This is a genomic window from Pseudomonas syringae CC1557, assembly GCF_000452705.1.
Taxonomy (GTDB): Bacteria; Pseudomonadota; Gammaproteobacteria; order Pseudomonadales; family Pseudomonadaceae; genus Aquipseudomonas; species Aquipseudomonas syringae_F.
The window spans coordinates 2,873,349-2,885,878 of the sequence record NZ_CP007014.1; the positions used below are offsets into that span (position 1 = coordinate 2,873,349).

11 protein-coding genes are annotated in these 12,530 nt (G+C 60.8%); 9 read left to right on the forward strand and 2 right to left on the reverse strand.

Annotation, left to right across the window (positions count from 1 at the left end; translation table 11 throughout):
* Positions 1–13: 13 nt before the first annotated feature.
* The 3 genes from N018_RS13200 to N018_RS13210 are packed head-to-tail and all read left to right on the forward strand — an operon-like array spanning position 14 to position 3,031.
* The gene (locus tag N018_RS13200; protein WP_024643388.1) at positions 14–658 is read left to right on the forward strand and encodes a LysE family transporter; all 645 of its coding nucleotides are present in this window, start codon (positions 14–16) and stop codon (positions 656–658) included.
* 36 nt (positions 659–694) lie between these two features.
* The gene (locus N018_RS13205; RefSeq protein WP_025389914.1) at positions 695–1,849 is read left to right on the forward strand and encodes an iron-containing alcohol dehydrogenase; all 1,155 of its coding nucleotides are present in this window, start codon (positions 695–697) and stop codon (positions 1,847–1,849) included.
* Between the two features lie 3 nt (positions 1,850–1,852).
* Positions 1,853–3,031: a serine hydrolase domain-containing protein gene (locus N018_RS13210; RefSeq protein WP_025389915.1), complete on the forward strand. Its 1,179-nt coding sequence runs from the start codon at positions 1,853–1,855 to the stop codon at positions 3,029–3,031.
* Here N018_RS13210 and ftrA read toward each other — a convergent pair.
* Positions 2,991–3,944, reverse strand: coding sequence for a transcriptional regulator FtrA (gene ftrA / locus N018_RS13215; RefSeq protein WP_025389916.1), 954 nt, complete (start codon positions 3,942–3,944; stop codon positions 2,991–2,993). The two genes, N018_RS13210 and ftrA, sit on opposite strands and share 41 nt — an antisense overlap.
* Before the next feature lie 124 nt (positions 3,945–4,068).
* On the opposite strand from ftrA, the gene N018_RS13220 reads away from it, so the two are divergent.
* From N018_RS13220 to treS, 4 genes are all read left to right on the forward strand, one after another.
* Entirely contained in the window at positions 4,069–4,674 is a 606-nt protein-coding gene (locus tag N018_RS13220; RefSeq protein WP_025389917.1) for a DJ-1/PfpI family protein, read from the forward strand.
* Positions 4,675–4,992: 318 nt separating this feature from the next.
* On the forward strand, positions 4,993–5,253 hold the full coding sequence (locus tag N018_RS13225) for a LysR family transcriptional regulator (protein ID WP_024643393.1): 261 nt from the start codon (positions 4,993–4,995) through the stop codon (positions 5,251–5,253).
* A gap of 35 nt (positions 5,254–5,288) precedes the next feature.
* Positions 5,289–5,858, forward strand: coding sequence for a LysR family transcriptional regulator substrate-binding protein (locus N018_RS13230; RefSeq protein WP_229631504.1), 570 nt, complete (start codon positions 5,289–5,291; stop codon positions 5,856–5,858).
* A gap of 128 nt (positions 5,859–5,986) precedes the next feature.
* Complete coding sequence (gene treS, locus N018_RS13235; protein ID WP_025389919.1) at positions 5,987–8,050, forward strand: maltose alpha-D-glucosyltransferase; 2,064 nt, start codon at positions 5,987–5,989, stop codon at positions 8,048–8,050.
* 44 nt (positions 8,051–8,094) lie between these two features.
* Here treS and N018_RS13240 read toward each other — a convergent pair whose 3' ends face one another.
* Positions 8,095–9,888, reverse strand: a complete 1,794-nt coding sequence (locus tag N018_RS13240; RefSeq protein WP_024643396.1) for a sigma-54-dependent Fis family transcriptional regulator — start codon at positions 9,886–9,888, stop codon at positions 8,095–8,097.
* A gap of 282 nt (positions 9,889–10,170) precedes the next feature.
* On the opposite strand from N018_RS13240, the gene N018_RS13245 reads away from it, so the two are divergent.
* Together N018_RS13245 and N018_RS13250 are read left to right on the forward strand one after the other, a co-directional pair.
* Positions 10,171–11,652 (forward strand): benzaldehyde dehydrogenase, encoded by a 1,482-nt coding sequence (locus N018_RS13245; RefSeq protein WP_024643397.1) that lies wholly within the window; start codon positions 10,171–10,173, stop codon positions 11,650–11,652.
* A gap of 79 nt (positions 11,653–11,731) precedes the next feature.
* Complete coding sequence (locus tag N018_RS13250; protein WP_024643398.1) at positions 11,732–12,499, forward strand: coniferyl-alcohol dehydrogenase; 768 nt, start codon at positions 11,732–11,734, stop codon at positions 12,497–12,499.
* Positions 12,500–12,530: the final 31 nt, after the last annotated feature.

A 12,530-nucleotide genomic window follows, 5' to 3' on the forward strand; every position in this document is an offset into this window, starting at 1 on the left:
AAAGGAATTACCCATGTACGAACTGACATTACTGACGGCGCTGGCTGGCGCGTTCATTGTGCTGATCATCAGCCCCGGGCCGAATTTTCTGGTCATCACCCAGCTGTCATTCAGCCAGTCCCGGCAGCAGGGAATCTGCGCCGGGCTGGGCGTTGCCTCGGGGAGCATTCTCTGGGCATTGCTGGCCGCCACCGGGCTGGGGCTGATCTTTCAGCAGTTGCCTTGGCTGCAACCGGCCCTGCAATTGCTCGGCGGTGCTTACCTGACCTGGCTCGGCAGCAAAAGCCTGCGCAGTGCGGGCAGCCAGCCCAAGCCGCGGGATATCGGCGCGCTGGGCATCGGCAGCCTGGGGCGCGCCTATCGCTTCGGCCTGTTCACCAACCTGACCAACCCCAAGGCGCTGGCGTTTTACACCAGCGTCTTCACCACTGTCACCACGCCGGGCATGCCGATGTGGGTGCGCACGGCAGGGGTATCGATCATCGCGGTGCTGGCCATTTCGTGGTTCGTGTTGCTGGCCACGCTGTTTTCGATTCCTGCCGTGCAGGTTCGCTATCAGCGCATGAAAAAAGCCATCGACATTGTCACCGGGCTTTTCATGATCGCGTTCGGCCTGCGTCTGCTGATCGGTCTGCTGCCCGCTGGTCTCTTTCACTGAAGCGCTGACTGACTCGATTTTCAAGGGAATACCTCAATGCACAGCAACAATTGGCACTATCCGACTTCAATCCGGGCCGGCGCAGGGCGCGTCACAGAACTGGTCGACGCCTGTCGGGTGACAGGCATCAAGCGACCGTTATTGATCACCGACCACTTTCTCGGCGGTACTGCCATGATTGCCTCCGCCGTGGAGGACTGCCGTAGCCAATTGGGCCACTGCGGGCTGTTCGACCGGGTCAAGGGCAACCCGACCGGCAGCAATGTTGCCGAAGGGCTGGAGGCTTATCGTGCCGGTGGCTATGACGGCGTCATCGCGTTTGGCGGCGGCTCGGCGCTGGACGCCGCCAAGGCCGTGGCGCTGATGTCCGGCCAGACCCGCCCGCTCTGGGATTTCGAGGACATCGGCCAGAATCACCTGCGCGCCGACCCGCAAGGCATAGCGCCGGTCATCGCCTTGCCTACCACCGCCGGGACCGGCTCTGAAGTGGGCAGGGCTTCGGTGATCACCGATGAGCTGGCACAGGTCAAACGCACGATCCTGCACATCCGCATGATGCCGCGCATTGCGATTCTGGACGCCACGCTGACTCTGGACCTGCCGATGCATTTGACTGCCGCAACCGGTGCCGACGCGTTGACCCACTGCATGGAGGCCTGGTGCTCGCAGGTCTGGCACCCGATGGCCGAAGCGGTGTCGGTCAAGGGCATGCAGATGATCAAGCAGTATCTGCCCCGCGTAGTGGCCGACGGGCAGGATCTGGAGGCGCGTCAGCAGATGCTGGTGGCCTCAAGTCTGGGCGCCGCCGCGTTTCAGCGTGGCCTGGGCGGCGTCCATGCGATTGCTCAAAGTCTGGGCGCGCTGTATGACCAGCACCATGGTTTGTTGAATGCGATCCTGCTGCCTTATGTGCTGCAAGCCAACCGTTCGGCGCTGCTGACCCAAATGGAGGATCTGGCGGTTTACTTGCGTTTGCCCGAGCCGGGCTTCAACGGCGTGATGGCGTGGGTGCTGAACCTGCGCGAGCAGATCGGCATTCCGCATACGCTGGCTGCCATCGGTATTGATGATCGTGATGCGGAGCGGGTCGGGAAGATGGCATTTGCCGATGGTTGTTCGCACACCAATCCGATTCGTCATTCGGCGGCAGACTACGCGCAGATTTTCAGCCGTGCGGTTCATGGGGACTGAGGCATGCAGCAACTGGATGAAAGCGCCGCGCAGCGCCTGGCGCAGGTCTGGCAGCGCTTCATTGATCAGGGGCGGATCGTCGGAGGTGTTGTGCTGCTGGCTCAGGGCGGTGAGCTGCATTACGCCTGCGCCAGCGGCTTGGCTGATCGGGAGCGGCAGATTCCGGTCTGCCGCAACACGCGCTTTCGTCTGGCGTCACTGACCAAGCTGCTGACGTCCATCACTGTGATGCGCCTGTGCGAGCTGGGAGTTCTGGGCCTTGACGCTGCGCTGACTGACTGGCTGCCAGCCTTTCGACCACGGTTGGCCGATGGCCGTGAGCCGGTGATTACCCTGCGGCATTTGCTGTCGCACACTTCCGGCCTGAGCTACGGTTTCGAGCAACCGTCCGGCAATGCCTATCAACAGGCTGGCGTCTCGGACGGGCTGGATTGTGTCGCGTTTGACCTGCACGAAAACCTCGCGCGACTGGCGCGCTTGCCATTGCTGTTCGAGCCCGGCAGCGCGTGGGGTTATTCGCTGGCCACCGACGTGCTGGGCGCGGTGATCGAACAGGCCAGCGGCATGCCCTTGGCGCACGCCGTCGCTCGATGGGTCACTGAGCCTTTAAGCATGAGCAGGACCTCATTCCGCCACGAGCCGGGTCAACTGCTGGCCGCTGCGTATAAGGACGGCGCTTGCTGGCCGCAGCTTATCGGCGACAACGAGGTAGTGATGCTCGACAGCGGATGGGCACGGTTGTCCTCGGTCCGTGCGTTTGACTCGACGGCCTATGAGTCGGGCGGGGCTGGCATGTTGGGCACGGCGGATGACTATCTTCGCGTGCTGGAATGTTTGCGTCTGGGCGGTGCGCCGTTACTGAGTCCAGTCAGTACCGGGCAACTGTTGGGCAACGCGATGGGCCAGACGACGGTTGAGAACCGTGGGCCGGGCTGGAAATTCGGCCTGGGGCCGATGATTCTGACCGATCCGCCGGCCGCCAGGCATCGGCAGGGGGCGGGCACCTGGTCATGGTGCGGCCTGTACGGCAGCCATTATTGGGTTGATCCGGTGTCGGCCATCAGCTTCGTCGCCATGACCAACACCGCCGTAGCGGGTGCGTGGGGCGAGTTTGCCGAGGCGATGGTCGACGCGCTGTATCTCATACCCGCGCGAACTGCTTGCGGTAGCTGCTCGGGCTGATCCCCACCAGATTGCGGAAGTGGCGGCGGAAGGATTCTTCGGAACCGAAACCCGCCCGGTCTACCACTTCGTTGAGGCGCAGTTTCGAGGATTCAAGCAGCTCCTTGGCGTAGGCCACGCGCTCGCCAAGCAGCCAGTCGATGGGTGTCAGACCGGTGCTTTCCATGAAGCTGCGGTGCAGGGTGCGGGTACTGATTGCTGCCCGCGAAGCCATGTCCTTGATGGTATGCGGTCGCTTCAGGTCGCTGCGAACCCAGTCCATCAAATTGGAAATCGGCCCGTCGCTGGCGGTTACCAGTTGCCGGGAGGCGTACTGCGACTGTCCGCCTTCGCGATGCGGCGGAATCACCATACGCTGCGCCACCATGTTGGCAACACGCGCCCCGTGATCGTTGCGCACCAGGTGCAGCATCATGTCCAGCCCGGCAGCCGAGCCGGCAGCGGTGACAATCGTGCCTTGATCCACATACAACTCGTTGGGCTGGATGGTCAGGCCCGGATACATGCTGGCCAGCAGATCGGTGTAACGCCAGTGGGTGGTGACCTTGTGCCCGTCAAGCAGACCGGCCGCCGCCAGCACAAAAGCGCCGGTGCATATCGAGCAGATCCTCGCGCCTCTTGCGTGCGCAGCCTGGAGCTGTTCGATCAAGCACTGTGGAACCGCTGATTCAACACCGCGCCAGCCCGGCACGATGATGGTGTCGGCACTTTCCAGCAGCACTTCGCCTGGCGTTGGCACGATGGTAATACCGCCCGCCGCAGTGATCGGCCCGTCGTCGACCGGGTAGGTCGCAAACTCATACCAACTGACCCCGAGTTCGGGTCGTTTGAGGGCAAATACCTCAACCGTGCAGCCAAATTCGAAGGTGCAAAGCTGGTTATAGATCAGGGCGACAACGAGATGATTTTTCATGGCGCGATGTTACCGGATATTGGCATTTCAGCCAGTAGTTTGACTCGATGCTACTGCGTAACCTGCGATCCAGGTGAAACATTAACATGCAAGCGGTCTGGCAAGCAGACCCTGGAGCCAACTCGTGCCACTCAATATCGGTATCTACGTCTACGACGACGTCGAAGTCCTCGACTTCGCTGGCCCCTACGAAGTATTCACTACCGCAACCCGCATGCACGCGCGCACCAGCCGTGATGACCGGGCGCTGTTCAACGTGTTCACCATTGGTCGCAGCACTACGCCGGTGCGTGCGCGTGCCGGCCTGAAAGTCGACCCGGATTTTTCGATCAGTGATCACCCGCCCATCGACTGCCTGATCGTGCCGGGCGGGGTGGTCAATGCAGAGCTCGAAAAAGACGACGTAATCCGCTGGATCAGCGAACAGTCAGTACCGGGGCGTGTGGTCGCGGCGGTCTGCACCGGAGCCTTCATGCTGGCCAAGACCGGCAAGCTGGCCGGCAAGCAGGTCACTACGCACTGGGAAGACATCGACGACCTCAAGGAAATGTTCCCCTCGGTGGACGTGCTCAGCACGCTGCGCTGGGTAGACGAGGGCTCATTCGTGACATCGGCCGGTATTTCCGCCGGTATCGACATGAGCCTGCACTTGGTCGAGCGCATGCACAGTCGTGCTCTGGCCGAGCGCACAGCGCTGCAAATGGATTTTGACTGGACCGAAAACGACTGATTCATTTGCGTTCCCCGCTGCGACTTCCCCGGTGGTCAGGGAAAGCATCGGGGTCGATGTTAACAGCGGCTCGAAGACATTCGTCTTGCCCTGGATATCACGGATGACGGCATGCGCCCGAAACGTGCATAGCGAAGCCCGTTTCGGGAAGACCTGCCTATGCACCACCCCAGTCTGACGCGTATCTGCCGGCTGCCGTGAAGCCGGCAGTCTGGCTGATCAGCCAGGGATTCCTGCATTCCCGATCACATTCCCCGATCACTTTCCCGTCCAGCGGCAGGCCGCCCCCAATCTTTGCAAAACCAGAGTGCAGGACACATGAAAACCCACTTCTTCAAAGTCGTTCAAACCGTCGCGCAGCACGGTTCTTTTTCCGAGGCTGCGGCCATTCTGGGGTGCAGCCAGTCGAACATCAGTTATGCGATCAAGGAGGTCGAAGACTTTTTTGAAAAGCGGCTGTTCATCCGTAGCCGCACTGGCTGCACCTTGACCCCTGAGGGAAAGGTCATCACCCAGACGCTCGGCAACGTTTTGGCAACGCTTGAACAACTAAAAAAAATGGGGTCAGTGGCAGTGTAACCGTTCACTACCACACGCATATTCGCGAGACCAGCCTGCCTGCATCACTGGATTTTCTGGCCCATCACTATCCTGATATCCATCTGAATGTGCTGCACAGCAGCGAGCAGAATCCGTCACTCGACGCGTTAAGGAAGGACATCGCCGATATCGTGATTCTTCCGGCGACCGTCGTGGGCGAACATTATCTGGAACATCATCAGTGGTCGGATCATTACGTGCTGGTCGCTGCACGCAACGAACAGGCTGCACAGCGCAGCTTTGTCGAGCGGGTGCAGAATGCGCGTTACGTGGCCTGGCGGCATCCGGGCATCGAGCGCCTGCACCAGCAACTGGCTGCAGCACAGGTGCGGCTTGTTCATCGTGGCGAACTCAGTTGTCTGGAAACCCTGCTGGATCTGGTTGCCAAACGGCATTGCATTTCGATTCTGCCCAGTGCGCTGTTGAGCGCTCATGCTGGCGACGTCCAGCAGATCGCGCTGCCATTGCCGGTCACGCGTCAGATCAGCATTGTGGCGCGCCCGACTTCGCTGCTTTCCAATGCTGCCAATGCGGTGATTCAAGCGCTGAAGAAACCGCCCTGCCTACCTGTTCAGCGCTACTGATAGCAGTCGCTGCCAGACACTGATGCAACGTTTTCGGTTCAAAGAGCTCATACCCATAGGTAAAACATTCAGAACGCTCCGTCTGCGGAGCGTTTCAGGTCGCCGATTCAAGAGGAAGACTGAACGCTATGACGATACCGGACAAGCAGTACGTGGAATGGCTGGTCGAGCAATCGATGCTTAACGCCGCCAGGCAGCGCGCCAAGACCTATTCGGGGCAGGGCAGGCTCTGGCAGCGTCCGTTCGCCCTGGCCCGTCCGCGAGATGCTTCCGCTATCGCTTCGGTCTGGTTCACCGCCTACCCGGCGTCGATCGTCACCCGAGAGGGTGGCTCGGTGCTGGAAGCGCTGGGTGACGAAACCTTGTGGCATGCGCTGTCGGAAATAGGCATTCAAGGTATCCACAACGGGCCGCTCAAGCTCTCCGGCGGGCTGCAGGGCCGCACTCGCACGCCGAGTATCGACGGCAACTTCGACCGTATCAGCTTCGGCATCGATCCGGATCTGGGCACCGAAGCGCAATTGTTGGGCCTGACGCGCATCGCGGCCGCGCACAACGCGGTGATCATCGATGACATCATCCCGTCGCACACCGGCAAGGGCGCTGACTTCCGGCTCGCCGAACTGGCTTACGAAGATTACCCCGGCCTGTTCCACATGGTCGAAATCCGCGAGGAGGACTGGCAACTGCTGCCCGACGTTCCGGCAGGCCGTGACGCGGTCAACCTGATGCCCGATGTGGTCGATCAGTTGCGCGACAAGCATTACATCGTTGGTCAGTTGCAACGGGTGATCTTCTTCGAGCCGGGCGTCAAGGAAACCGACTGGAGCGCCACGGATGTGGTGCAGGGCGTCGACGGCAAAGCGCGGCGCTGGGTCTACCTGCATTACTTCAAGGACGGCCAGCCTTCGCTGAACTGGCTGGACCCGAGTTTCGCCGCACAGCAGATGATCATCGGTGATGCGCTGCACGCGATCGACGTCATGGGTGCTCGCGTGTTGCGTCTGGATGCCAATGGCTTCCTCGGTGTCGAACGCCGCGCCGAAGGCACTGCCTGGTCGGAGAGCCATCCGTTGTCTATCACCGGCAACCAGCTGTTGGCTGGCGCGATTCGCAAGGCGGGCGGTTTCAGCTTCCAGGAGCTGAACCTGACCATCGACGACATCGCCTCGATGGGCAATGGCGGCGCTGACCTGTCCTACGACTTCATCACTCGCCCGGCCTATCAGCACGCGCTGCTGACCGGCACCACCGAATTCCTGCGCTTGATGCTGCGTCAGGTTCATGCGTATGGCATTGATCCGGCTTCGCTGATCCACGCCTTGCAGAACCATGACGAGTTGACGCTGGAGCTGGTGCATTTCTGGACACTGCACGCCCACGACACGTTTCACTACCAGGGGCAGACATTCCCGGGCAACATCTTGCGCGAGCACATTCGGGAAGAGATGTACGAGAAGCTGTCGGGCGAACACGCGCCGTACAACCTCAAGTTCGTCACCAACGGGGTGTCCTGCACCACAGCCAGCATCATCACCGCCGCGCTGGGCATTCGCGACCTGAACGACATCACCGACGCAGATATCCAGCAGATTCAGCACATCCATTTGTTGCTGGTCATGTACAACGCCATGCAGCCGGGCGTGTTTGCCCTGTCTGGCTGGGATATGGTGGGCGCCTTGACGCTGCCTGCCGAGCAGGTCGAACACCTGATGCAGGACGGCGATACCCGCTGGGTCCACCGTGGTGCGTACGACCTGGTCGATCTGGATCCGGAAGCCGAGTTCTCGGCGGGCAACATGCCGCGTCCGAAGTCGCTGTATGGCAGCCTCGTCAGCCAGCTGAAACGGCCTGATTCGTTCGCCTCGCAACTGAAGAAGATTCTCGCCGTGCGGCGTGCCTATGACATTGCCGCGAGCCGTCAGATTCTGATTCCGGACGTCGAGCATCCTGGCCTGCTGGTCATGGTCCATGAATTGCCGGCTGGCAAGGGCACGCAGATCACGGCGCTCAACTTCAGTGCCGAAACCATTGTCGAGACCCTTAACCTGCCTGGCATAGCGCCCGGCCCGGTGGTGGACATCATCAATGAGCGTGTTGAGGGGGATCTGACCGAGCAGGGTGAGTTCACCATCACCCTTGATGCCTACGAAGGTCTCGCGCTGCGCGTGGTCAGTACTTTGCCGATCTAAGCAGCTTTGCGCAGCCGTTCTGGCTGCGCACTGCCTGTTGTCGTTCAGGCTGTCTTGAACCGGTGCTTTTTCAGGCGATAGGCAAACTGGGCGCGACTCAGCCCCAGCAAGCGAGAGGCAGCCGCCAGGTTGCCCTCGCTTTTTTGCAAGGCTTCATCGATCAATCGTCTTTCCAGATCGTCAATGGAGAATGGGTTTTCCGGCTCATGCAGCGTATCCAGTAATCCCTCGTCGGTCGTTGCCGTATCAACCCCTGTGTCAGCCGCTGTGCCTGCCTCGGATGTCTGCGAAAGTGCGCCAGCGTGATTCAGCGAGTACGAGTCCACTGGCAGCGATTCATTGCGAAAAATATGCACCAGATCAATAGCCTGACCTTCGTCGCTGGCGATCAAGCCGCGCTCGATCAAATTCTGCAGTTCTCGCACGTTACCGGCGAAGTCATAACGCACCAGTGTTTTCAAGGCGCGCATGGTCAAGCCGGCCGGGGTTCTGCCGTATTCCTGGCAAAACCGTTTGAGAAATGCACTGATCAGCAATGGAATGTCATCACGACGCTCGCGCAACGGGGGCAGGGCGATCGGGTAGACATTCAGCCGGTAGAACAGGTCTTCACGAAAATCGCCGCTGGCCACGGCCTTGCGCAGGTCAACGTTGGTCGCTGCCACCACCCGGACATTGATTTTGATGCCATGCCCACCGCCGACGCGTTCGATCTCGCGTTCCTGCAGGGCGCGCAGGAGCTTGCTTTGTCCGGCCAGACTCAGGGAGGTGATTTCATCCAGGAACAGCGTGCCGCCATTGGCGCGCTCGAAGCGTCCGGGCCTTGAGTGGGTGGCGCCGGTGTAGGCGCCGCGCTCGACACCGAACAGCTCCGCTTCGATCAGGTTGTCCGGAATGGCCGCGCAGTTCAGCGCGATAAAAGGCCCTTTTTGCTGACGACTGAGCTGATGCAGCTGGCGAGCGAACATTTCCTTGCCGACGCCGGACTCGCCGCTGATCAGCACCGTTGCCGGTGTCATCGCCACGCGCTGAAGGGCCTGGGTGGCCGCTGTGAATGCGGCGCTGGCACCAATCAGTGTCTGATCCGTCTCGATGGCGGAGCCTGCTTCATCAGGTGCGCTTGCCAGCAGTCCAGGCAGCGCATGCCTGACCGCGTTCGCGACATTAAGGTAACTCAGGTCGCTCTCCACATCGCCCCATTGCTCTGCGGTCTTGCCGACCACCCGGCAGGTCGCGTGACCCATGCCACGGCATTCGACCTCCCGAAAAATTACCATCTGCCCGAACAGGCCGCTGACGAAGCCGATGGCATAACCGATTTCGGTCCAGCACACCGGGTCCTGCGCGATGCCGTAGGCCGCTACATGCTCGTCTGCCTCACAGGAGTGATGCCAGAGAAACTCCCCTTCGTAGAAACCGGACTCTGCGTCGAACTTGAAATGCAGTGGCTCGACCTTGGTCATGCCTTCAAGGGTGTGCAAGTGCGTCCCGGCGCGAAACGCCGAGGTGGCATCGGCCAGTGGCCAGCGCTCACGAATCAGTCGTGCATCCCGTGCACCGGACAGGTAACCCGCGCGGGTGAACATTCCGCGTGCCTGCTCCCGGCCAAGACGTTCGATGATCTCGCGGCGCAGGTTGCCGAAAGACGAACTGTGGAGCAGCAGCATGCGCTGATCGTTGAGCCAGATGCGGCCGTCCTCGGGCGAGAAAAACAGGCAGCCGGTCAGCTCTTCGGCGGTCGGTGAAGCGCTGGCGCCCGGCTGTGTGCTGTCGCCGCGCGGCGAGAAGTGCTCAGTGGCGACGCTGTGATCGGGAAGTTGGCAGTGAGGAGTGTTCATGGTCTGACCTCGGACCGGCGATAGTATTCAAATGATCATGTGGCTTGCAGGTTATTAATCACGAGCTGATCAAATGAGCAAGTTCGGGGAGCCGGTCTGGTTATCTTTTTAGTTTTTAAAAAACGTTTAATGGTCGCAAGGCCCTTTGCCAGAGCGGCTCAGCGCTAATATGACAACGTCGTGGCAATCCCGGCACAGGCTTTGCTCTGGAAGAATTACGGCGCGTGCTGTCCAGTTGAATGGAGTGCAGGCGATTACAACCATAAAAGCCGGAGTCTGAACATGTCAGCGTCTGATGCCACCCCTCTTTTGCACTGCGCGATTGAAGCCGAATGCGTCTTCAATGGCGGCTGGATTCCTTCTTCCGCGCCAAGCGTGCCGGTCATCGAACCGGCAACCGGCGAATTACTGATGAACACTGCCATGGCAGACGCAGCCGATATTGCGGTTGCCTGCCGTGAAGCCGCGCTTGCCCAGCCAGCATGGGCTGCCATGGGGCCGCGCGAAAAAGCCGAAATATTTCTTCTCGCGGCTGATCATGCGGTGTGTGCGTACGATGAGTTGTCACTGTACGTGGCCCGCGAAACGGGAGGCAGCCTGCACAAGGGGCAGCATGAAGTGAACGAATGCATCGTACTGCTGCGTCAGGCGGCGGGCATGCTTTCACAGGCGCATGGCCACGGCTTGATGCTGCCCGGTGCAGCAGGTCGTCTGTCGTATGCGCGTCGAGTTGCGCATGGCGTCGTGGGGGTCATCTCACCGTTCAATTTTCCGCTGGTACTGTCCCTGCGCTCTGTAGCCCCGGCGCTGGCCGCGGGCAATGCCGTGGTCCTCAAGCCTGACCCGCAGACCCCGGTCAGTGGCGGGTTCCTGATCGCCCGGCTGTTCGAGGAGGCGGGCCTGCCCAAGGGCTTGCTGCACGTTCTGCCGGGTGGGGCGGACGCAGGTGAGGCGCTGTGTCGCGATACCAACGTGCGGATGATCACCTTCACTGGATCGACTGCCGCAGGACGTAAAGTCGCCGAAGTGGCCGGGCGCAATCTGAAAAAGGTCTCGCTGGAACTGGGCGGCAAGAATCCGCTGATTATCCTCGAAGACGCCGACCTGGACTTGGCCGCCAGCAATGCCGCGTTCGGCGCCTGGCTGCATCAGGGGCAGATCTGCATGGCCACCGGGTTGATTCTGGTTCACGAGTCGATCGCTGCCAGCCTGACCCGCAAGCTGGCGGACAAGGCCCGGGCGCTGACAGTGGGTAATGCGGCGCGTGGTGAAGCTGCGCTGGGCCCCCTGATCAATCAGCGCCAAGTGCAGCACGTTCATCAGGTGGTCAGCGACAGCCTGCACGCGGGAGCTCAACTGGAAACCGGTGGCGAATACGACGGTCTGTTCTACCGGCCGACCGTGCTCAGCAACGTGAAGCCCGGCATGCGTGCGTTCGAAGAGGAAATATTCGGGCCGGTGGCCGTGGTGGCGAGTTTCGCCAACGATGAGGAGGCCATCGAACTGGCCAATCGTTCGGAATACGGGCTGGCGGCTGCTGTCATTTCTCCCGATGTGGGACGTGCGACGGCGATTGGCGACCGGCTCCGGTGCGGCATGCTGCACATCAATGATCAGACCGTGGCGGATGAATGCGTCAACTCGTTCGGCGGCCGGGGTGCCTCGGGCAACGGTGGTAGCGCAGGCAGCCCTTCGGACTGGGATGAGTACAGTCAATGGCAGTGGGTAACGGTCAAGCAAAAAGCTCCGACCTATCCTTTCTGAGCTTCGCGGCAGTTTCTGTTTTAGACAGGATGTGTTTCAAACAAGACGTGATTCACAACAACAATAAGAGCGCGTGATTATGAACCTGAACAGCAAAACACTGATCATCACTGGGGTGTCATCCGGCATTGGCGCGGAGGTGGCACGACTGGCCCGCTTCCAGGGCGCCAGGGTTATTGGCATCGACCGCCATGAGCCACAACTCACCGTGGACGGCTTTTTTCAGGCAGACCTGGGCGACCCGGACAGCATCAATGCGCTGGTCGAGCAGCTGCCACGGCAGATCGACGGGCTGTGCAACATTGCCGGCGTGCCCGGCACCGCACCGGTCAAGGCTGTGGCCGAGATCAACTACCTCGGCTTGCGGCATCTGACCCAGTGTCTGCTGCCGCGCATCTCGCCGGGCGGCAGCATCGTCAATGTCTCGTCGATACTGGGCTCGCAGTGGGCCGAGCGTCTGGAGCTGCACAAGGCGCTGGCGACCACTGAAAGCTACAGCGAAGGGCAGCAGTGGCTGGCGGCCAATCCGGTCGCGCAGGACAGTTGTTACCAGTATTTCAAGGAAGCATTGATTGTCTGGAGCTTTCAGCAGTCTCAGGCATGGTTTCGCGAGAAATCCGTCAGGGTCAACTGCGTCGCACCGGGGCCAGTGTTCACGCCTATTCTGGGCGATTTTGTGAGCATGATCGGTGAAGCACGGGTAGCTCGCGACAGCCTGCACATGAAGCGCCCGGCGCTGGCCGATGAAGTGGCTGCGGTGATCGCATTTCTCTGTTCTGACGCGTCGCGCTGGATCAACGGCGTCAACCTGCCAGTGGACGGAGGGCTGGCAGCGTCTTACGTGTAAAGGCCTGGCAGGCTGCCCCCCTGACGGCGCG

Bases quoted from the DNA above. Each gene is read 5' to 3' on its own strand.
- N018_RS13200 (WP_024643388.1), top strand. From the start codon at position 14: ATGTACGAACTGACATTACTGACGGCGCTGGCTGGCGCGTTCATTGTG.
- N018_RS13225 (WP_024643393.1), top strand. From the start codon at position 4,993: ATGAAAACCCACTTCTTCAAAGTCGTTCAAACCGTCGCGCAGCACGGT.
- ftrA (WP_025389916.1), bottom strand. From the start codon at position 3,944: ATGAAAAATCATCTCGTTGTCGCCCTGATCTATAACCAGCTTTGCACC.
- N018_RS13210 (WP_025389915.1), top strand. From the start codon at position 1,853: ATGCAGCAACTGGATGAAAGCGCCGCGCAGCGCCTGGCGCAGGTCTGG.
- N018_RS13250 (WP_024643398.1), top strand. From the start codon at position 11,732: ATGAACCTGAACAGCAAAACACTGATCATCACTGGGGTGTCATCCGGC.
- N018_RS13240 (WP_024643396.1), bottom strand. From the start codon at position 9,888: ATGAACACTCCTCACTGCCAACTTCCCGATCACAGCGTCGCCACTGAG.
- N018_RS13205 (WP_025389914.1), top strand. From the start codon at position 695: ATGCACAGCAACAATTGGCACTATCCGACTTCAATCCGGGCCGGCGCA.
- treS (WP_025389919.1), top strand. From the start codon at position 5,987: ATGACGATACCGGACAAGCAGTACGTGGAATGGCTGGTCGAGCAATCG.
- N018_RS13245 (WP_024643397.1), top strand. From the start codon at position 10,171: ATGTCAGCGTCTGATGCCACCCCTCTTTTGCACTGCGCGATTGAAGCC.